Here is a 20,311-nt window from a genome sequence, read left to right on the forward strand (position 1 = left end):
ATGACCGGACAACCCGTCGCCGCGATCGTCGGCATGGGCGATGCCTATGCCACGCGCGCCGACCGCAAGGACCCGCTGCAGCTGGCCGTCGAGGCCACCGTGGCGGCGCTCGCCGACGCGGGGATCACGAAGAACCAGGTGGACGCCCTGTTCACCGGTCGCTCGCCGTGGGCCGACAAGCGCTCGCAGTGGAACAACATCTTCGCCTCGCATATGCAGATGCCGCTGACGTTCACCAGTGAACTCACCCTGCACGGCGCCGGCCTGACCGCCACGCTCGCGCAGGCCTCGCAGATGATCGCCGCGGGCAAGGCCGAGTACGTGCTGTGTCTGCAGAGCGATGCGACGGAGTTGTTCGTCGACGCGGTGGCCATGGGCGCCGAGGCCGACGCGGATCCGCAGTACGAGGTGATGTACGGACCGACGATCCCGTCGCTCTACGCTCAGGCCGCGCGCCGGTACTTCCACGAATTCGGTATCACCGAGGCCGATCTGGCCGAGGTCGCCGTCGCCAACCAGCGCTGGGGCGCGCATCATCCGCACGCGGCCAAGGCCAAGCACGGCGAGATCGATGTCGCGACCGTGCTCGCTTCGCCGTACGTGGCGACCCCGCTGCGCCGGTGGATGTGCTCCACCTGGGGCGGCGGCACCGGCGGCGCGCTGGTCGTCACCGCGCCCGACAATGTGCGGGCCGAGCAGAAGCCGGTCTACCTACACGGGTACGGCTCGGCCACCACCCACGAGTACCTGTCGGACCGGATGAATATGCGCACCTGCAAGTTTCCCGACTTCGGCACCCTGCCGAACCTCACCCACACCGCCACCATCGAGGCGGCGCGGCAGGCCTACGCGATGGCCGGGCTCGGCCCCTCCGATATCGACATGGTGCAGATGTCGGTGAACTTCGCGCACATGGGCCCCATCGTCATGGAGGACCTGGGCTTCGCGAAGAAGGGCCGTGGCATCGACGTCTATCGCGAGGGCCGCACCGGCGTCGACGGCGACCTGCCGACCGACACCAACGGCGGCTGGCTGTCCTTCGGCCAGCCCGGCATCTCCTGCAACATGGACACCATCATCGAGACCGTGCGTCAGCTGCGCGGGCAGGCGCTAGGACTGGCGCCGACGCGCAAGCCGGAGACCGCGCTGGTCCAGGGCGCGGGCGGCATGCTGGCGGCGGGCAGTGTCCTGGTGCTGACGGCCTGAGCGGAATCGGAGAACATCATGAGCGAAGCAACCGCACCCAACGACTGGCCGCAGCCCTACCAGCTGCTCGACGCCGCGCCCTACTGGGCGGCGCTGGACGAGCATCGGCTCACCTTCCAGCGCTGTGCCGACTGTGCCGAAGCCGTCTGGCCCGCGCACTCGTACTGCCCCTACTGCGCCTCGGCGGCGCTGGCCTGGGAGGACTCGGCCGGTCGTGGCACGGTCTATTCCTTCAGCACGGTGCTGCGCGGCCCGACGCCGGTCTGGGCGTCGATCACGCCCTACACCGTCGGGTTCGTGCAGATGGCTGAGGGCTACATGCTCTTCGCCCAGATCGAAGGCGCCCCTGAATCCCTCGCGATCGATCAGGACGTCACCCTCCGGTTCGTCGAACGCGGCACCCAGACCATCCCCGTTTTCACTGCCGCGAACCCCGGGTAGACGCGCACGATGACAGCACATGATCGATCACGACCAGGGCAGGAGCAGGCCATGCAGAACGAACTTCCGCTGTCCGGGATCGTCGTGGTCGAGCTCGGCGACAGCGCCTCGGCGCCGTTCACCGGCAAGATCCTCGCCGAACTCGGCGCCGAGGTGTGGAAGGTCGAGCGGCCGACCGGGGATTCCTCGCGAGGCTGGGGCCCGAGCATGTGGAAGGGTAGCGGCGCGGCGTTCCACGCGCTCAACCGCGGCAAACGCTCGATCAGCATCGACATCAAGGATCGCGATCAGCTCGTGCTGCTGCAGCAGCTGATCGCCGAACGCGCGGATGTGTTCCTGCACAATCTGCGACCGGGTTCCGCGGCGAAATACGGGCTGGACGCCGAGAGCTTGCGGGTGACGAAGCCCGAGCTCGTGCACTGCGAGGTCGGGGCCTTCGGGCACAGCGGGCCGATGAACACCCTCCCCGGCTACGACCCGCTCATGCAGGCCTTCTCCGGGATCATGAGCATCACCGGCGAGAACACCGGGCCGCCCGTGCGCGCGGGGGTGTCGATCATCGACTTCGGCACCGGCATGTGGGCTGCCATCGGCATCCTCGCCGCGCTGCACCGGCGCCGGTCCAAGCTCGACGGTGCCGCCGTGAACGCCTCACTGCTCGAGACAGCGATCGCGTGGATGTCGGTCGGCGTGGCCGGCTACACCACCGACGGCGCGCCCGGGGAACGGCACGGCTCCGGTGTCGCGTTCATCGTGCCGCACCGGGCGTACTCTGCCGCCGACGGCGATCTGATCGTCAGCTGTGGAAACGACGGCTTGTTCGCGCGCCTGAGTCAGGCGCTGGACCGGCCCGAGTGGGCGAGCGACGACCGGTTCGCCACCAACGCCGGACGCCTGGCCAACCGCGCGGAGATCGATCGCCTGATCGGTGGTCGGCTGGCCGCGCATCCGCGTGCGTACTGGCAGAAACGCTTGCAGGACTTCGGAGTTCCCGTCGCACCGGTGCAGACCACCGCCGAGATGGTCGCCCACGAACAGACCAAGGCGCTGGCCATCATCGGCGCGCCGTCCGAGGACGAGATCGGGGTGGTCGGGCTGCCGCTGTCCTTCGACGGCAAACGGCCACCACCCTTGCCCGCGGCACAGGACATCGGAGCTTCCGACGACGAGCTGCGTGACCGCCTCGGTCAGCGTTCGAGCGGGCTGGGCAATGGGTAGCGGTCCGCTGGCGGGCGTTCGCGTCGTAGAACTCGGCGGCGTCGGACCGACCCCGTTCTGCGCCATGCTGCTGTCGGACCTGGGCGCCGATGTCATCCGGATTGACCGGCCACCCGGCTACGACGGCGGAGCCCCGATCGACGCCCGATTCAATCTGCTCAACCGCGGAAGACGCAGTGCGGTGGTCGATCTGAAGAATCCTGCCGCCGTGCGGGCTGTGCTCAAGCTGGTCGGCGAAGCCGACATTCTGCTCGAGGGCTTCCGGCCGGGCGTTGCGGAGAAACTGGGTCTGGGCCCCGATCAGTGCTTGGCGGCCAACCCGGCACTGGTCTACGGCCGGATGACCGGCTGGGGCCAATCCGGCCCACTCGCCCAGGACCCCGGCCACGATGTCAACTACATCTCGCTGACCGGTGTCCTGCACTCGGTGGGCCGCGCAGGCGAACCACCCGCGATCCCGCTCAACCTGGCCGGCGACTTCGGCGGCGGCGCACTGTATCTGGCGCTCGGCGTTGTCTCCGCACTGCTGGAGAGCGGAACCTCGGGCCGGGGCCAGGTGGTCGACGCCGCCATGGTCGACGGCTCGGCCTCCCTGATGACCCTGTTCTACGGCCTGTTCGCCGCCGGCTACTGGAGCGACGAACGCGGCGTGAACCGGCTCGACTCGGGCGCGCCTTGGTACAACGTCTACGAAACCGCCGACGGCGGCTGGATCAGCTTGGGCGCCAACGAATCCCGCTTCTGGCGCAACCTACTGCGCGTACTCGGCATCGACGAATCGGAGATACCCGACCAGCACGACAAATCGCAGTGGCCGACGGTGCGCAAGCGGTTCACCTCCGTCTTCCGGACCAAGACCCGCGACGAATGGTGCGCCCTCGCCGAAGGCCAGGAGGCATGCCTGGCACCGGTGCTGTCCCTCACCGAAGCCACACGAAACACCCACCTGCGCGCCCGCGGCACCTTCGTCGACATCGACGGCGTCGTCCAGCCCGCTCCCGCACCGCGTTTCAGCCGGACGCCCGGTGCGATCCAGCGTCCGCCGGCCGAACCCGGTGAGCACACCGACGAAGTGCTGACCGACTGGGGATTCACCGAGGGTGAACTGTCGGCACTGCGCGACGCGGGCGCCATCGGCTGATCATCCACAGCTCCAGCACCACAAATGAAGAGCGGCCATGGCCACCGGAAACGTCTCGCTTTCGATCTCGGCAACGGACGGACCGGAACCGAGACCTACCACGTGAAGAACGACAAGGTCGTCTTCGAAACCGCCACCTTCTGAGGTGCGAGTGCGGTCCGGCGGACAGTGTTACCGGACCGCACTGTGGCGATCGTCGGCTGAAGATCAGAGATGCTCGGCGGAAAACGGCTCGATCTCAAATTCACTTCCGGCACCTTCCGCGACGATCTGGTGATCCCGCCCGGCACCATCACCAGCGCCCTGCCGCCAGACGGTGCGATCTTCTGCTATTGGGAGATCGAGGCGGTGATCTTCACAGTGCTGTTGCGTGCGCTGGAACCCGTGCTGGGGGTCAATGTCATCGGTGGTGCCTTCGGTTCGACCAACGTGCACAACGCCAACGGTGTCGGCCCCGACGCACGCCCTGGTTCTGCTCGGCCATGGCCGGCGGCGAGAACGGGCCATCATGCGACGCGAATACATCGCCGACACCGCCGGTCCCGGCTTGCATCGGGGCGGCGCCGCGATCGCCGTGATATCCAGTACGTGCAGGCCGCCCAGCACCAGACGATGCCGCTGCGGTTTCGCCAGGCCAGCGAAGTCGGCCCGCTGGTCCGAACCGATGACGACGTCTGTGCCCGGCCTCAGGAGCCGGTGCGGGCCGCCAGTGTTTCGGGCGTGTGGGCCGCGCCGGTGGACACCAGACGATCGATCTCGCCACTGTCGAAGCCGTATTCGCTCAATACCTGCACCGAGTTCTCACCGAGTCGTGGTGCGGGATAGCGGAAATCGGGTGTGTCCTCGCTCCAGTGCTGAGGGATGCCCAGCGCCCGCAGCAGACCTTCGGTCGGGTGCTCTTGCTCGACGAAGAACCCGACGTCCTTCATGTGCGGATCGTCGAGGAGTGTTTCGGGGGTGTTCATCTCGATGGCGGGGATGTCGGCCTCGGTGAGGATCTGCACCCACTCCGACGTCGTCTTGGATTCGAGTACTTCGGCGAGGAATCCGTAGAGCAGGCCGATGTTCTCGGTGCGGCCACCGATATCGGCGAAGCGTGGGTCCTGCGACATTTCCGGCTTGCCTGCCAGGGCGAAGAATCGGTGCCAGTGCTTGTCGGTGTAGACGTTGACGCCGAGGTAGCCGTCGCGGGTGCGGTAGGGGCGGCGGTCGGAGTTCATCATCCGGGCATAGCCGGAGGTGCCGATCGAGGGAATGAAGGTGTGGCCGTAGAGATGATCGCCCATGGCGAATTGGGCGAAGGTCTCGAACATCGGCACCTGCACCTCCTGGCCACGGCCCGTGCGTTCGCGGCGGTAGAGGGCGGTGGTGACGGCGTTGGCCGCGGCCATGCCGACGACGCGGTCGGCGATCGCGGTGGCGATATAGGTGGGCGGGCCGGATTTGCGGCTCTGCAGGACCGGCATGCCGACGGCGGCCTGGATCAGATCGTCGTAGGCGGGCCGCTCGGCGTACGGGCCGTTCTGGCCGAAACCGAAGGTGCCGCAGTAGATGAGGCGCGGATTGCGTTCTCGCACCTGCTCGTAAGCCAGGCCCAGGCGCGCCATCGACTTCGGTCGCAGGCTGTAGAGCAGCACATCGGCCGAACCCAGCATGCGCTGCAGCGCGGCATCGCCGTCAGGAGACTTGAGATCGAGCACCACGCTGCGCTTATTGCGATTGAGGTGCAGGAAGATCGCGCCCATGCCCGGGTTGCGGCGCGGGCCGACACCGCGGGTGGTGTCGCCGGCCGTCGACTCGATCTTGACCACGTCGGCGCCCATGTCGGCGAGCAGCAAGGTCGCGAAGGGGCCCATGAAATTCGAGGTCAGGTCCAGGATGCGCACGCCGTCGAGCGGTCCGGTCATGTGTTCGTCTCTTTTCGTGAAGTCCGGAATTCGTGCCGGGAGAACCCGAGGCTCGATCACCGGCTCCTCCGAGCCTAGGTCGCTGGGGCGGCCGGTCCCAGTGACAAGTTCCGAAGCAGGGATTCGCCGAGGCCGAATCGGTCTGCCGCTGATTCAGACAGTAGTTCTTCCGGGGTCAGCGGGTGCATAGGAAGAATCTTTCCCATTGTCGGAAGTTTCTGCCGGAGAGAAGGTTGTTGCATCGGCTCCGAGCCGGAACAGATCTCACCGAAAGGATCGTGCCTGATGCGCACAAGCGTGAATTTCCCGAGCAACGGCCTGCGCCTCGCAGGCATCCTGTTCACCCCCGACGACCGCACCGGAGAGCGCCTGCCCGCCGTCGTGGTGTCGCACCCCGGCGGTGGTGTCAAGGAGCAGACCGCCGGCATCTACGCGCAGCGCCTGGCCGACAAGGGCTACGCCGCCCTCGTGTTCGACGCCGCCTACCAGGGCGAGAGCGAAGGCGAGCCGCGCTTCCTGGAAGACCCGTTCCAGCGCAGCGAGGACGTCAAGTCCGCGGTCACCTTCCTGACCACCCGCGACGATATCGACCCCGCCCGCATCGGTGCCCTCGGCATCTGCGCGTCCGGCGGCTATGTGCCCTTCGCGGCGCAGACCGATCACCGCATCAAGGCCGTGGCCACCGTCAGCGGCCTCGACATCGGCGACTACCTGAGCAACGGCCTCGGCCGCAGCCAGGACCCGTCGGTGCTGCAGGAGATGCTCGATGCCGCCGGTGCGCTGCGCACCGCCGAGGCGCAGGGCGCCGAGCCGAACTACCAGATCTGGGCGCCGCCGAGCGCCGAAGGTCTCGAGGACGCCCCCGAGCTGTTCCGTGAGGCGCACGACTACTACCGCACGCCCCGCGCGCAGCATCCGCGCTCGGAGAACAAGTGGCCGCTGCAGAGCATCGACCGCATCGCCCAGTTCGACGCGTACGCCAAGATCGCCATGATCTCCCCGCGTCCGCTGCTGATGATCGTCGGCTCGAAGGCCGACACCGCCTACTTCAGCGAGGAAGCCGTCGCCAAGGCCGCCGAGCCGAAGGAACTGTTCGTGGTCGACGGGGCCAGCCACATCGACCTCTACGACGTGGACCAGTACGTCACCCCGCCGTGGAGAAGCTGGACGAGTTCTTCGGAAAGGGTCTGGCCGGCTGATCTCGGCCGTCGCGTCACCGTTCACACGGACGTCTGCCCCGCACGGGTGATCCTCGTGCGGGGCAGACATTTTCGTGTGTCGGTCAGGAAGTTTTCACCAGGATCGGTCCGTCGCCGAAGATGGTTCCGGTGTCGACCGAGGGCAGTGCCGAGCACACTGCTGCCCTGCTCATTGCTCACGTAGACGAACCGGCCATCGGGCGTGTAGCCCGGATCGACCGGGAGAGTACCGCCGCGCACGGGATCACCGAGCGAGGTGAGTTCTCCCTCCGCACCGATCCGGTAGCTGTGAATCTTGGCATCGGCGGCGCTGGTGAAGCGCAGATATCGGCCGTTCGGATCGACCGTGACCATGGGCCTGCGGGCGCGGTTCGCCGTCGGCGCGCCGCGGTAGGTGGTGCGGAGGGCCGGTCCGCTACGGTCGTCCCGGGTCGGGCTGCGCGGACGGCGCCGGGTGCCATGAGGTGCCGCGGTAGCGGTGACGAGGGAGGATGAATCGGGGGAGGGTGTCACGCCGAGAGGTGAAGTGATCGTACTCAGGGCGTGGCAGCGCGCGGCAGACCTGGGCAGAGTTCGGTATACGGGATCGCCTTCGACACGAAGTCGTCCCATTCCTCGGGACTCGGATTCACCGTGAGCTTGGCGCATATCCGCGCCGGATCGGCGGAGTACACCGGCGTCAGCTTGATCGTGCCGTCGACGCCGCTCGTGGCGATGGTCTTGCCGTCGGGCAGGAAGGCGACGTCGGTGATCGCGGCGGTGTGGCCGGTGAGCGGTGCCGCGAGGGGCTGTCCGCTCGGGATGTCCCAGAGCCGGATGGTCCGGTCGAGACCGACCGAGGCGAGGACGCGCCCGTCGGGGCTGAAGGCCACCTTCGACACCGCCTCGGTGTGCCCTTGCAATATGGCTGATTGTTTCGCGGAGGCCGCGTCCCACAGGATGATTCGACTGTCGGCGGCGGAGGCGATCGTCTTTCCGTCCGGACCGAACGCCGCGCTCTGCACGCTTCCGGTGGTACCCATATCCAGTAAGTTCGACACTTCGCCGGTCGCGACATCGAATAGCAGCACCGAAGGGACTTGATCGCTGCCTGCGGCCAAGAGATGGCCGTCGGGGCTGACAGTGACGGCGGTACCCATCAGCGCATGCCCGATTGCCGGGGGAGTGTCGAGGGCTTGCCCGCTCTCGACATCCCACCAGCGCCACCTGCCTTCGCCGCTGGTCACGAGGCGCGCGCCGTCGGGGCTGAAGGCCACACCCGATAGCACTCCACGGTGGCCGACGAGTGGGCCGCCGAAAAGCGCTCCGGTATCGGCGTTCCACAACCGTGCGGTGCCGTCGACACTCGCGGAGGCGATCCGCCGTCCGTCGGGGCTGAATGCCACCTGCGTCACCGCGCCGGTGTGCCCGGTCATCGGCCTGCCGATCGGCTGTGCGGAACGCACATCCCACAACTGGACGACGCCGTCGTCGCTACCGGACACGATCCGGCGACCATCCGGGCTCACCGCCAGCGCGTCGAACGCCGAACTCTGATACGCGAGCGCGATGCTCGCCACATCCCAGATCCGCACCGAACCGTCGCGGCCGCCGGAGACGACCTCGGTGCCGTCCGCGCTGAACACCACATCGGCAACCAGATCGGTATGACCGGTGAGCGCCGTTCCGATCGGTCGGCCGGTGGCGGTATCCCACAACCGCACCGCGTGATTGGAGTCCGCACTGACGACACGTTTGCCGTCTGGACTGAAGGACACCGCGACCACCGCGCTGCCACCGTCGCCGTTCCAGGGCGCACCGATCTGCTCTCCGGTGGTCGTATCGCGCAGCCGTAGCGTGCCGTCGGCGTCGCCGAAGATCATCCGGCTCCCGTCCGGGCTGAACGCGATGTCGCGCACTCCATTGCCATCTCCGGTCAGTGTCGGGCCGATCTGCCGGGCGGTCGTGGCGTCGCGCAGCCGTATGACGCCGTCGCTACGGACAGCGGCGATCGGTTGTCCGTCCGGGCGGAACGCGACTCGCACCACGGCTTCACCGGCCCCGCTGAGCACTGAGCTGATCTGCTGCCCGGCTCTGACGTCCCACAACTGGAGGGTGCCGAGGAGCCCGCCGGAGACGATCCGTTGTCCGTCGGGGCTGAACGCCATCATCTTCACGTCGACGGCCGCGCCGGTCATCGAGCTGCTGCTCGGCTGCGCGGTCACCGCATCCCATAGTTCGATGCCGGTGTTGCGGCCGACGGCGACCCGCTGCCCATCGGGGCTGAACGCCACCGCCTCAGCCGGTCCCGGCCCTAGATGAAACGAGGTGGGGTCTCGATCGGCACGCCGGAGGCGCTGTCCCACAACCGGACCGGTGACCGACCCGGCCGGGCATCGGGGCCGAAGCTACCGATCCGGCCCGCGCCACCGGTGGCGATTCGGGTCCCGTCGGGGCTGAGGGCCAGGCTCGAGATGGGTTCGCCGGTCTGGAAGACGGTGCGCAGATGCTTCCGCGCGTACAGCGCGTCGATCACCGCCTTGTCGGTCTGACCGCGGTCGATCGCGCGTGCCGTGAGGATCTCGTGCAGCGCCCGCGTGTCGGAGCTGGATCGGTTTCCGGACAGGATGCTGTCGCTGTCGGTGAGCAGACGCCGGACCACGGCTTCGCGGGTGCGGGCGTCGGCTCGGTCGCTGGCGATATCCGCGCGCCAGAAACCGATTCCCGCGAGTACCGCCACCGCGGCGGCGACGACCAGCAGTGCCGCGAGGGTGCGTGCCTGTCGGCGAAGAGCGGCGATACGGTCGCGTTCGCGGTGCCTGCCCGCGAGCAGGAACTCGCGGGTGGGCTCGAGCCGCCGCTGGAAGGCGGGGTTCGCCGAGAGGGTTTCGGCCTCGGTGAGCCGGGTGCCTCCCCACAGCCAAGCCTCGTCGCGCCCGTTGTGTTCCCAGGCTCGCGCTGCTTGCTCGAGACGGTCGGCGGCTTTCAGGTCGTCTGCTTGCTCGAGCAGCCAACCGGCCAAATCCTCCCATTGCCGCAACAGGCTTTCCAGCGCGACCTCGACGACGATCCGGCCGTCACGGTGATCTTTGACGAGCAATCTCTTGTTCACGAAAGCATCGATGAGCGGGTGGCTTTCGGCCGGGAGTTCCGCCCAGCTCGCGATACGGCGCATCGGCTGATCGTTGTCGGGGTTGATCGTCGCCAGCGCGGGCACGAACGCCGACCGCAGCAGCCGCAGCTGTGCTCGCCTGGCGTCGGGATCGGTTGACAGCAGAGCGTCGATCTCCGTTTGCACCACGCGGTCGATGCCCCCGATCGAGCTGTACTGCTCGAGGGTGAGAACTCCGCCGGAGGCATAGTCGTCGTAGAGCCGGGACAAGGTCAACGCCAGCAGGGGCAGGGTGTCCGCGCCGTGGTCACCGTCGGCCAGGAGCCGATCCACCAGCTGGGGTTCGATGGTCAACGGCGCGTGTTCGTCGGCGCGCGCGGCCGGTGCGGTGATGACCTCTTTGAATTGGGTGCGCGGCAACGGTTTCAACTCGTTGAACACGTAGGTCCGCACGCCGTCGAACTGGGGCGCGTTCTGCAACTGTTCGTAGCGATCGGTGCGAATGGTGAGCACCGCGATGATCGGCGGCTGTCGCACGGCCTCGTCTTGCGGCGCGACGAGCAACCGGCCGAGCAGGGCAAGGAATTGCTCACCCTGGACACCGGCGTCCGCGACGAACAACTCCTCTGCTTGATCGATCGGCAGCAGCAGCGTGGGAAGGGGTGCGGCCCCGTCGTCGAGCTGCCTGTCTCGCGCCGCATGCTGCATCTCGAGCAGCCAGTCACGGATCCGATCGGTGTCTCCGGGCAAGGCGGCCTTGATGTCCCCGAGCGCAGGCGCGGTCAGACCCAGCCGAACCCGGGTGGCGTGGATCGCAGCGGCCAAGCCGTGCGCACCGGTGAGCGCGTGCTTTTCCGGCCGCACCAGCCCCAGCACGAGGAACTGCCGGTCCTCACGCATCAACCGCGGCAACAACCCGGCGCGCAGGAACGACGACTTCCCGGTACCCGACGGGCCCACCACGGCGAACACCGACTCCGACCCGGCCGCCCGAATCCCACGCAGGCGATCCAAGCCCTGCCTGATCTGCGCGTCGCGACCGAAATACACCGCGGCATCCACCGCGTCGAACGGTTGCCAGCCGCGATACGGCGACCTGTCCGGCTCATTCGGGGGCGGCCAGGGGAAATTCTCGGCGCCGATCCCGGCATCGCCCAACCCGGCCAGCAACCGGCGCAAGCCCTCGGTGCGGAACAGCACCGGTTCGGGAGAGCCGTCGACCGGAATCTCCGTGACGGGACCGTCGCCGAACAGATCACAGCGTTGCCACGCGCGGGTGGCATCGAGATCGGTCACCGGTTCCAGTGCCGCGCAGTAGATGCGCTTGCCCAGGTTCTCCGCTGTCAGATATTCCGCTACACACTCGGTGGACGCATGCCAATCCCGGGAAGTCAAGCAGATCACCGCTTCACAGCGAGTGATGGCGCGACGCAGCGCATCCCGCCAGCGCACGCCCTGGGGGATCCCCGCCTTCTCGTCCGAGTCCAGGAAGATATTTCCCGCCAGCCCTGGCTGCTGCTCGACCAGCCAACGCACGAGGGCGACGGCTCGCACGTTGTCCCGACTCGAATGACTCAGGAAGACCCGCGTCATCCCACCTCCACCACGGAGAACCAGTGGCCGTCAACATCATCCAGGCCGCGCGGCTACCCTACCGGCTCGGTTTGCCTACAGCAGGCACCGGTCGAGCGCCGGTCGGGCAGTTCCACGGGGGCGTGGGCGATCGCGCGATCACACCGCTGTCGTTGCTGCTCGGTCGTCGTTGTTTGGTCTCTGCTGACCAGGGAAAGTAATGGGAGATAACCGGTTCCGTAGCCCGGGGTCGAGTCAGGGAGGTCGCTAATGCCCATCAAGTACCGTCAGCGTAGATCCTTCGGGCCGCTGAAACTCAATTTCACCCAATCGGGTCTGTCCTCGTGGAGTATCAAGATCGGCCCGTGGTCGTGGAACTCCCGCAGCAAGAAGAACAGTGTCGACCTGCCGGGTCCGCTGAGCTGGCGCCAGCGCTGAGGGATCGGCGAAAGCCGTTGACGGCTCACCGGTTCGAACCGGCCCAAGCCGCACCGAGACGAGACGCCTCCACGAACCATGTCGGACCGCCGGTCGCGCGGCCGTGCGCGGTCGGCGGCGTGAAACTCCGGCCACGGTGCCGGGCTCGATCGCCGTTGGCCACATCTTCCAGCGGCGAGGTTGTCTCTGGACGCGAGCCGCAAGCGCGTTGCCGAGCGGCGCGGCCTCGACCCCTGGCGGAGGCGCAGTGCCCCTCCCGCGGCCGGGGTTCGCGCCGGCTCGACCGGTTCCCGCCGAGCTGCTGATCACCCCGCGCGTCCCGCGCTTGACCTTGACACTGTGACATGGTCTTCACTGGGTGCAGGAGGTGGTCCCCATCAACTCGGCACACAGGAATTCACCCGACACGCGGCTGCTCGAGGCATTGTCCGCCGGAGACTCGTCGACGCGGCTCCAGGCGGCGCTGGCGGTCGGCACGCACCCCGACAACGGCTTCGTCGACGCGCTCGTGGCACGGTGCGCGATCGAGCCCGACTTCTTCGTGCGCGACATGCTCACCTGGGCGTTGACGCGCTTCCCATCGGAGATCACGGTGCCCAGACTCCGTGCGGAGCTGCGGTCCGAACGCTCCCAGGCCCGGAGCCAGGCGTTGCATACGCTGTCGAAGATCGGCGACCGGGATTCGTGGCCCGCGATCACCCGGTCGTTGCTGCACGACGCCGACGACGAGGTCGCGCGAAGTGCGTGGCGTGCGGCCGTCGTCCTCGTCCCCGCGGGGGAGGAGGAAGGTCTGGTCGCGGAACTGGCCGCACAACTCGGTCGCGGTGACCGGAATGTGCAACGGAGCCTCAGCCGGGCACTCGTCGCGCTCGGAGACGTGATCGAGCCCGCCCTGCGGACCGCACGGGCGAGTGCGGACCCGGCGGTGTGTGCACATGCCCGCGCCACCCAGCAGCTCCTGCACGACCCGGATGCCGGTTTCGACCCGGCCGTCGACGAGGCGAAACGGATCGTCGCGCTCGGCCCGGAACGGGTCGAGGGAACAGCGTGCTGATCGGCGAGGTGGCGCGCCGTTCCGGAGTGAGTACCCGGATGCTCCGGCACTACGACTCCCTCGGGCTGGTGCGGCCGACCGGCCGCACCGTGGGGGGCTACCGCGAGTACTCCGCCGAGGACATCCGCCGGATCTTCCACGTGGAAAGTCTGCGGTCCCTGGGATTGTCGCTGCGGCAGATCGGATCCGCCCTGGAGGATCCCGCCTTCACCCCGTCCGCGCTGGTCGGTGACCTCATCCGACGGACCGAGGAGCGATTGCGGCGCGAGCAGGAGCTGCTCGAGCGACTGCGTGCCGTCGATGCCTCGGCGCCCACCGGCTGGCAGGGCGTCCTGCGCATCGTCGAACTCCTGCACGGGCTGCACTCGCCCAGCGCTGCGCGCCGCCAGCAAACCGTCCTGGCTCCGCCCGAGGACGTGCCGGTTCCCCTCGAGTTACTGGCTGAGGCGGTGCTCGCCGAATCCGATCCGAACGTCGCCGGTGCCCTCCGGTGGGCCCTGGCGCGGGCGGGCGGTGACGGTGTGGCGAGCGTGGCATCCGGCGTGTACTCCGAGAATGTCGACATCCGGCGGCGCGCGGTGCAGGCGATCGCCGAGATGCCCGGCGATGAGGCGACCTCGCTGCTCGCGGACGCCCTCGGGGACACCGACGCGACAGTGCGCGGGCACGCGGCTCTGGCATTGGGTACACGTGGCGTGACCACAGCCGTGCCCGCGCTGGTCGGCATGGTGGTCGAGGGTGCGAACGACGTCGAGGCGGCCGAGGTGCTCGGCGCACTGGCACTGGATCCGGAGTGCGCGGACCGGATCATGAGCGCGCTGGCCGATGAACTCGCCGCACCCACCGCGGACTCCGCTGTGCGGATACGCCTGACTCAGGCACTCGCCGAGATGCCGGGGACCATCGCGCTGGGCATCCTGCGACGAACGGCCCAGGACGACGATCGGGCGGTCGCCATGATCGCCTCGGCCCTCGCCGGAGTGCTCGAGAAGCGGGCCACGCCCGGACCCGAGGCGTAGCCGATTGCCGACCGCTCGCTGTTGCCCGCCGCCACAGCACCGTGGCGCAGACCCACGGACGGCACGTCGGTGTGGCTGCCCGGGGGTAGACCTCTCGCCAGAGACTTCCGCAAGAGCGTGCATGGGGGTCGACTGGGCATCCTACAGCCACCGCCGACCACCGAGGCGCCCGCGCGGATCCGCACCGGCGAGGTCTGGTTCGACACCCGCTACCGCGCCGAGGAATCCTGACGTCAGGCCAGAGTCCGGGTCGGAACGCTCGGTATATCGTTCATCGCCGAGCGGCGGTATGTCCCCGGCGCCACGCCGTAAGCGCGCTTGAACGCCTTGGCGAAGGCGAATTCGGAGCTGTAGCCGACCTGCGCGGCCACATTCCTGAGCGGGGCGTCGGATTCGCGGAGCATGCGGCCTGCGCTGGTCATCCGCCACCAGGTCAGATACGACACCGGAGGTTCGCCAACCAGTGCGGTGAACCGCTGGGCGAACACCGACCGGGACAATCCGTTTCGCGCCGCCAGTTGTTCCACCGTCCAGGGGGCGGCCGGGTGGGTGTGCATATCGCGCAGCGCCTGGCCGACCGCCCGGTCGGCGAGCGCCCGCGCCCATCCCGGCGCATCGGTGCGCTGGTCTGCCCAGGTGCGCAGGATGTAGAGCAGCATCGCGTCGACCAGCGGGGGAACGATGCCATCCCGGCCGGGCCGATCCTGGTCGAATTCGGTCGCCAGCAGGCCGACGAGATGACCGAGCTCCGCGTTCCCGGCGGGTAGGTGCAGGAACACGGGCAATTCCCGCATCAGCGGATGCGGCCGCGTTCGATCGAGCTGGTAGGCGCCACAGAGCAGGATCGACTGCGCTCCCGTGCCGTCCACGCGGACATGACCGATCGGCGAATCCGGTTCCGAGCGCTCGGGAGCGAAGTCGATCAGCGGCGTATGCGGACTGTCCGCGAGAGCGTGTGTGCTCCCTGTGCGGAGGAAAACCACATCGCCCGGGCTCAGCGCTAGGGGCTGGGTGCCGTCGGCCAGCAGCCAGCACGTGCCGCTGAGCACGACGTGGAAGGTCGTGCCGGTGACGGCCGAAAAGCGCAGGCCCCACGGCGCTCGTACATCGGTGCGGGCCGCGCGGGTTCGGCCCGTTCGCATCGCGGCAAGCGCGTCGGAGAGAACGTCCACAGGTTCAGGACTATAGGACATGTATTCCGGATTTTCAGGCATTCATCATCCGGGCGATGATCCGTAGATTTCTTCCGGTACAACCGATCCGAGGAGAAATACGATGACTGTTCTGGTGCTCGGCGCGACCGGCAAGACCGGTAGGCCCGTGGTGGACGCGCTGGTAGCCCGCGGCGTCCACGTGCGCGCGGCAAGCCGCACTCCCGCCGCGGCCACCACCGGGGTCGAACCCGTGCGTTTCGACTGGGCCGACCGTTCCACCTGGGCTCCCGCGCTGCACGGCATCGACGTCGTGTACGTCGTCGGCCCGTACGCCGTGCCCGGTGAACCCGGCCTCGTCGGCGAGCTGCTGGCCGCCGCCGCGCACGTGCGCAAAGTAGTGCTGCTGTCGGTGCTGGGCGTCGACGAGTTGCCCGACGCTGTTCCGATGGCCGCTTGGGAGGCGGACGTGCGCGCTTCGGGCAAGGAGTGGATCATTCTGCGGCCGAACTGGTTCCAGCAGAACTTCGGCGAGGGCTTCGCGGTGTCCCTGCGCGAGAACGGCGAACTCGCGCTTCCGGCCGCCGATGCCGTCGTTGGCTTCATCGACACCCGTGACATCGCGGAAGTGGCCGCCGCGCTCATCGAGGAGGGACACTCGGGAGAGGTTCACATCCTCACCGGCCCAGAGGTCCTGACCCTCCGGCAGGTCACCGAGACCTTGGGTGAAGCCGCGGGCCGGGAACTGCGCTACCGGGCCATCACCGCCGACCGGTTCGCCGACGGCCTGCGCGAAGCCGGTCTGGACGAACGCTCGATCATCTGGCAGCTGGCCCTGTTCCGGTTGATCCGCGACGGCGGCAATGCCGTGGTGACCGATACGGTCGAACGGATCACCGGCCACCCTGCACGGGATCTGAAGTCCTATGCCCGCGAGAACGCCGCCACATGGAGGTGATCACGCCCGGGATCGACCGACGGTGACCCCGGGGTCGGTCGCGGAATTCAATCCAGGCCGGCCCGGGTGGCGATCTGTGTCGCCCCCGCATCGGGCTCCCAGCCAGGAGGTCCGAAGGTGTAGCCGAGCCAGTCGCGTACGCGCCGCGTGGAGCGGAGGTCACGCCACAGCGCACCGAATTGGTAGTACTGGAGTGTGAGGATATCGGTGCTTTCGATGTTCTTGGTGAGTCCGTAGGTCGGACGGAACGTTTCGGCGCGGAAGCTGCCGAACACGCGGTCCCAGAGGATGAGGATTCCGCCGTAGTTCTTGTCGAGGTATTCCGGATCGCTGGCGTGGTGCACGCGGTGATGGGAGGGGGTGTTGAACACGAACTCGAACCACCGCGGCAGTGTCCCGATGGTCTCGGTGTGCACCCAGAATTGGTAGACGAGGTTGAACGACCAGGCCGTGAACACCATCCACGGCGGTACGCCCAGCAGGGGCAGCGGCGTCCAGAAGAGCAGTTCGAACCACGGATTCCACTTCTGCCGCAGCGCTGTCGCGTAGTTGAAGTACCGGCTGTTGTGGTGCACCTGATGCGCGGCCCAGACCAGCCGTACGCGGTGTGAGACCCGGTGATAGAGATACCAGAGCAGGTCCACGCCGACCATGACCGCGACCCATGCGAGCGGATTGCGCGGATCGAGCTGCCACGGTGCGCGCACATACAGCGCCGCGTAGGCGATCAGTGCGGCGAATTTCGCCGCGCCACTGATGAATACGGATACCGCCCCCATGATGAGGCTGGTGCGGGCATCGACCTTCGCATAACCGGCCAGGTCGTCGTGCCCGCGCAGGGCGGCGATCTCGAGCGCCATGGCCAGGACGAAGAAGGGGATGGCGTAGGTCACCGGTTGATTGATCTGTTGCCACAGGGACATGGCCTGGTTCCTCCGACACCCTTATATGACCTTACGGTCACTTCCGTTGAAGTGACCGTAAGGTAAGTTCCAGGCCATGTCAACGGCCGCGGGTCTGGGAACCAAGGGCATGCCCTCCGACGATCGACGCCAAGAGATTCTGGCGGCCGCCTTGCGGGAGTTCGCCGAGCACGGATTCGCGGGAGTGTCGATGGTCTCCATCGCGGCGCGCGCGGGTATCTCCAAAGCGCTGGTGTATCAGCACTTCGTCTCGAAGGAGCAGCTGTACGCCGAATGCCTGACCATCGTGGGGGAGCCGCTGCTCGAACGCCTGGATCTCGAAATGGGCGGCGAGGCGGAGTTTTTCGCCGTACCGGCGAACGCGCTGCGCGGCATCTTCGACACTCTCGGCCCGGACCGCACCGCTTGGCGCATCATCCACGACCCCACCGCTCCCGATGCCGGTGGCGCGGGGGAATTGGCCCATGCCTACCGGGAACGGATCGCGAACCACGCGGCCTCGGGAGTACGCCGATTCCTGCACGAACTCGGCGACACCGACGAGAAGGACATCGACGCGCTCGCCCGGATCTGGACAGCCGCGGTTGACGCGATCATGGCTTGGGCTCGGGAGCATCCGGAGGAGTCGGCCGAGGGGCTCACCCGCCGGTTCGGCCGGCTCATCGACACGGTGTTCTCTATCGGCTCCAGCCGCGGGTGACCGCAGGTGGGTCTGTCGCATCGATCTGAGGACGACAGTGTGACCCGCGAATCGACAACCGGGCTGACTACAGCTTCAGCTCGTGGTCACCTCGGCCTGCGGCGCGAATTCCCGGTGACCGCATCGTGTTCCGGTCGCGGATTACGTGTCGGGGTCTTCATCTCGGTCGCTGTTGGGACCTGGGCCCGCCAGGTTGCCGGACGCCTCGGATCGGCCCTCGAGAATGCTCTTTTCTCGGGCATCCGGGGTTTCGTGCGAGTCTGCCTCGTCGGCGGTGTCGCGGGGTTGATTCATGGGTGGTTCTCCTGAGGGGTTGGATCGTCGCTATCGCGACCATCGCCTACCCCTTGATACGCGGGACAAACCGAGGGAAGCCGGCCAGCGGCGATCTCGGAGTGCCCGGCGGCCGATCAATATCGCTTGCGCCGCCGGGCTGGTCCGAGGCCTCCGGGGTCGGAGCCGGTCGATCACCCACCGCCGAGACCTCGTGCGTCAGAATCTCTGCCCGTGAACCCTGTTCATGCGCTCGGCCGCGCTTCTGAACGGGAGCCGGGTGCGGTTCACTGGGGCCCTGCGACGCACGGACTCGGAAGCGCGGACATCGTGGCCAGGTCGCAGATTCCACTGGTCAATATCTGCAAAGGGGCGGCGACCATCAGCACGAGAATTCCGATGATGTCGCCGCGCTCGAGGTAGTACAAGCCCGTGCGCGCCGCCGCCGATCCGGAGTCCGCCGCCGACGAGCCGGTTCCGGCCGCGACGGTGGTCACCGAGGCGGAGCTGATCGGTTCGGCCGTCGCACCGGCCGCGGTGACGACGAGAGTCGCCGCTGCGGCCGAGGCGGCGGCGAGCCGAAGGGGGGTACGCATCATCGCGCTCCTCTGGTTGTGAATACGTATTCACATACTAACGTGCTTGCGTGCCGTCCCGTATGCGAAATCGCAAAGCCATCGGTTCCGGAGGTGTGGGGCGCAGCTCGCGGAGGCGAGTAGAAGACTTGCTCTAAGCAGCGGCTATGTCGAGTCCACCGCATGCCGAAGCTGTCACGCGCCAGGAGGGGAAGAACCTACAGCGCCATCGAATCGCCGACGTGTCGACGCCTCCTGCATTGCGTGAATATTCAGTCACATAGTGCCGAGTCGTTCTCGAAGGGTTGGTCACCCGTCGAGTCGGTGCGGTCTCCGGGCGCCGGTCGTGTCGCTGGCCCTCGGCAAATTACGCCACCTGACTTGATCTCGCGGTGACGAAGAGCGGAGACAGATGGCACGGCACAGCGACGCGGCCCGGCGGGCTCTGATGGACGCGGCCGAGGAACTGTACGGCCGCTACGGCATCGACCAGGTCTCCAGCCGGCGGATCGCCGAGCACGCGGGCAATGCCAACCACTCCGCGGTCGCCTACCACTTCGGCGCTCGGGACGGACTGATCGGCGCCATGCTGGACCGCTACCCCGAGCAGTCCGAGCCGATGCGGGCCGGCATGCTGGCGGCGCTCGGACCGGAGCCCACCCTGGTGGAATTACTGCGCTGCCTGATCGTCCCGGCCGTCCGCGGCCTGGCCGACCGGCCCGCGCCGTCGTGGCGGGCGCGGTTCGTCAACCAGGTGCGCGCCACACCGTCGACGGCGGCGCTGCTGGAGCGGCCGATCGGCGGGCGCGCGGCCACCGACACGATCATGGCGGCGACCCGGGAACGGTTGCGGTCCATCGACCAGCGAGTGCTGGACGGGCGCGGCTGGATTCTCACCCGGATGGTGTTCGAGGTCTGTGCCGCCTACGAAGCGGAGGTCGCGGCGGGGGAGCGGGAGCCCGACTGGGCGGCATTGGGCTGTTTCCTCACCGACGCGGCGGCCGGGATGCTCGCCGCGCCGGTCACCGTCTCCGGCGGGTTCGCCCCGGACCCGTCGTTTCTTCGCATCTGAGAGGATCCGTCATGGCAGGACGTGTAGCAGGCAAGGTCGCGGTGACCGGGATGGCGCGAGCTTTCGCCGCCGAACTCGGCAAGTACGAGATCCGGGTCAACAGCATCCATCCCGGCGGGGTGAACACGCCCATGGGTTCCGGTGACATGCAGTCCGCGCTCGCCGCGGCGGGGGAGACCAACCCGCTGCTCAACGGGATGGGCACCCCGTTCCTGCCGCGCTGGGCCGCGACCGCGGAGGAGATCGCCGACACGGTGCTCTTCCTGGTCTGCGACGAATCGAAGTACATCACCGCGGTGCCGCTGTCCATCGACGGCGGTGCCGCGCACTTCTGAGGACCCCCGCCGCGAGCGAGCAGCGCGCGCGGCGGGGC

17 protein-coding genes and 1 pseudogene are annotated in these 20,311 nt (G+C 67.9%); 12 read left to right on the forward strand and 6 right to left on the reverse strand.

Features of this window, described 5'->3' with window-relative positions; all coding sequences use genetic code 11:
- Genes ACZ6DL_RS26735 through ACZ6DL_RS26750 form a run of 4 tightly spaced genes read left to right on the forward strand, consistent with a single transcriptional unit; the run spans position 1 to position 4,006 of the window.
- A complete protein-coding gene (locus ACZ6DL_RS26735) occupies positions 1-1,206 on the forward strand; it encodes a thiolase family protein (RefSeq protein ID WP_466055168.1) in 1,206 nt (401 codons plus the stop codon).
- Positions 1,207-1,224: 18 nt separating this feature from the next.
- The gene (locus tag ACZ6DL_RS26740; protein ID WP_466055170.1) at positions 1,225-1,647 is read left to right on the forward strand and encodes a Zn-ribbon domain-containing OB-fold protein; all 423 of its coding nucleotides are present in this window, start codon (positions 1,225-1,227) and stop codon (positions 1,645-1,647) included.
- Between the two features lie 51 nt (positions 1,648-1,698).
- The gene (locus tag ACZ6DL_RS26745) at positions 1,699-2,865 is read left to right on the forward strand and encodes a CaiB/BaiF CoA transferase family protein (protein ID WP_466055172.1); all 1,167 of its coding nucleotides are present in this window, start codon (positions 1,699-1,701) and stop codon (positions 2,863-2,865) included.
- A complete protein-coding gene (locus ACZ6DL_RS26750) occupies positions 2,858-4,006 on the forward strand; it encodes a CaiB/BaiF CoA transferase family protein (RefSeq protein WP_466055470.1) in 1,149 nt (382 codons plus the stop codon). Before ACZ6DL_RS26745 ends, ACZ6DL_RS26750 begins: the two co-directional genes overlap by 8 nt.
- 686 nt (positions 4,007-4,692) lie before the next feature.
- Here the strand turns inward: ACZ6DL_RS26750 and ACZ6DL_RS26755 are convergent.
- Positions 4,693-5,913, reverse strand: a complete 1,221-nt coding sequence (locus ACZ6DL_RS26755) for a CaiB/BaiF CoA transferase family protein (RefSeq protein ID WP_466055174.1) — start codon at positions 5,911-5,913, stop codon at positions 4,693-4,695.
- Positions 5,914-6,198: 285 nt separating this feature from the next.
- On the opposite strand from ACZ6DL_RS26755, the gene ACZ6DL_RS26760 reads away from it, so the two are divergent.
- Positions 6,199-7,296: an alpha/beta hydrolase gene (locus tag ACZ6DL_RS26760; protein WP_466055176.1), complete on the forward strand. Its 1,098-nt coding sequence runs from the start codon at positions 6,199-6,201 to the stop codon at positions 7,294-7,296.
- Positions 7,297-7,648: 352 nt separating this feature from the next.
- On the opposite strand, the gene ACZ6DL_RS26765 is transcribed toward ACZ6DL_RS26760, so the two are convergent.
- Both ACZ6DL_RS26765 and ACZ6DL_RS26770 read right to left on the reverse strand, forming a co-directional pair.
- Positions 7,649-9,385 carry a WD40 repeat domain-containing protein gene (locus ACZ6DL_RS26765; protein WP_466055178.1) on the reverse strand — a complete coding sequence of 579 codons (1,737 nt, stop codon included), beginning with the start codon at positions 9,383-9,385 and terminating at the stop codon, positions 7,649-7,651.
- Between the two features lie 20 nt (positions 9,386-9,405).
- Positions 9,406-11,796, reverse strand: a complete 2,391-nt coding sequence (locus ACZ6DL_RS26770; protein ID WP_466055180.1) for an nSTAND1 domain-containing NTPase — start codon at positions 11,794-11,796, stop codon at positions 9,406-9,408.
- 249 nt (positions 11,797-12,045) lie between these two features.
- Between ACZ6DL_RS26770 and ACZ6DL_RS26775 the strand changes: the two genes are divergently transcribed.
- From ACZ6DL_RS26775 to ACZ6DL_RS26785, 3 genes are all read left to right on the forward strand, one after another.
- Positions 12,046-12,213 carry a DUF4236 domain-containing protein gene (locus ACZ6DL_RS26775; RefSeq protein WP_084466474.1) on the forward strand — a complete coding sequence of 56 codons (168 nt, stop codon included), beginning with the start codon at positions 12,046-12,048 and terminating at the stop codon, positions 12,211-12,213.
- A 367-nt stretch (positions 12,214-12,580) separates the two neighbouring features.
- Complete coding sequence (locus tag ACZ6DL_RS26780) at positions 12,581-13,267, forward strand: HEAT repeat domain-containing protein (RefSeq protein WP_466055472.1); 687 nt, start codon at positions 12,581-12,583, stop codon at positions 13,265-13,267.
- Positions 13,261-14,286, forward strand: a complete 1,026-nt coding sequence (locus ACZ6DL_RS26785; protein ID WP_466055182.1) for a MerR family transcriptional regulator — start codon at positions 13,261-13,263, stop codon at positions 14,284-14,286. Before ACZ6DL_RS26780 ends, ACZ6DL_RS26785 begins: the two co-directional genes overlap by 7 nt.
- A gap of 233 nt (positions 14,287-14,519) precedes the next feature.
- Here ACZ6DL_RS26785 and ACZ6DL_RS26790 read toward each other — a convergent pair whose 3' ends face one another.
- Positions 14,520-15,500, reverse strand: a complete 981-nt coding sequence (locus tag ACZ6DL_RS26790; protein ID WP_466055184.1) for an AraC family transcriptional regulator — start codon at positions 15,498-15,500, stop codon at positions 14,520-14,522.
- Between the two features lie 61 nt (positions 15,501-15,561).
- Here ACZ6DL_RS26790 and ACZ6DL_RS26795 point away from each other — a divergent pair, with 61 nt between their 5' ends.
- Positions 15,562-16,395, forward strand: a complete 834-nt coding sequence (locus tag ACZ6DL_RS26795; RefSeq protein ID WP_466055186.1) for an NAD(P)H-binding protein — start codon at positions 15,562-15,564, stop codon at positions 16,393-16,395.
- A 47-nt stretch (positions 16,396-16,442) separates the two neighbouring features.
- Here the strand turns inward: ACZ6DL_RS26795 and ACZ6DL_RS26800 are convergent, their stop codons facing one another.
- Entirely contained in the window at positions 16,443-17,318 is an 876-nt protein-coding gene (locus ACZ6DL_RS26800; RefSeq protein WP_466055188.1) for a sterol desaturase family protein, read from the reverse strand.
- 76 nt (positions 17,319-17,394) lie between these two features.
- On the opposite strand from ACZ6DL_RS26800, the gene ACZ6DL_RS26805 reads away from it, so the two are divergent.
- Positions 17,395-18,018, forward strand: a complete 624-nt coding sequence (locus tag ACZ6DL_RS26805) for a TetR/AcrR family transcriptional regulator (RefSeq protein WP_466055189.1) — start codon at positions 17,395-17,397, stop codon at positions 18,016-18,018.
- A gap of 560 nt (positions 18,019-18,578) precedes the next feature.
- Here ACZ6DL_RS26805 and ACZ6DL_RS26810 read toward each other — a convergent pair.
- The gene (locus ACZ6DL_RS26810; RefSeq protein ID WP_466055191.1) at positions 18,579-18,887 is read right to left on the reverse strand and encodes a hypothetical protein; all 309 of its coding nucleotides are present in this window, start codon (positions 18,885-18,887) and stop codon (positions 18,579-18,581) included.
- Positions 18,888-19,278: 391 nt separating this feature from the next.
- On the opposite strand from ACZ6DL_RS26810, the gene ACZ6DL_RS26815 reads away from it, so the two are divergent.
- Positions 19,279-19,938, forward strand: coding sequence for a TetR/AcrR family transcriptional regulator (locus ACZ6DL_RS26815; protein WP_466055193.1), 660 nt, complete (start codon positions 19,279-19,281; stop codon positions 19,936-19,938).
- Between the two features lie 26 nt (positions 19,939-19,964).
- Positions 19,965-20,273 (forward strand): annotated as a pseudogene (locus ACZ6DL_RS26820) (SDR family oxidoreductase); the annotation flags it as partial.
- Positions 20,274-20,311 lie beyond the last annotated feature (38 nt).

It is taken from the genome of Nocardia sp. NPDC041819 (assembly GCF_055590505.1).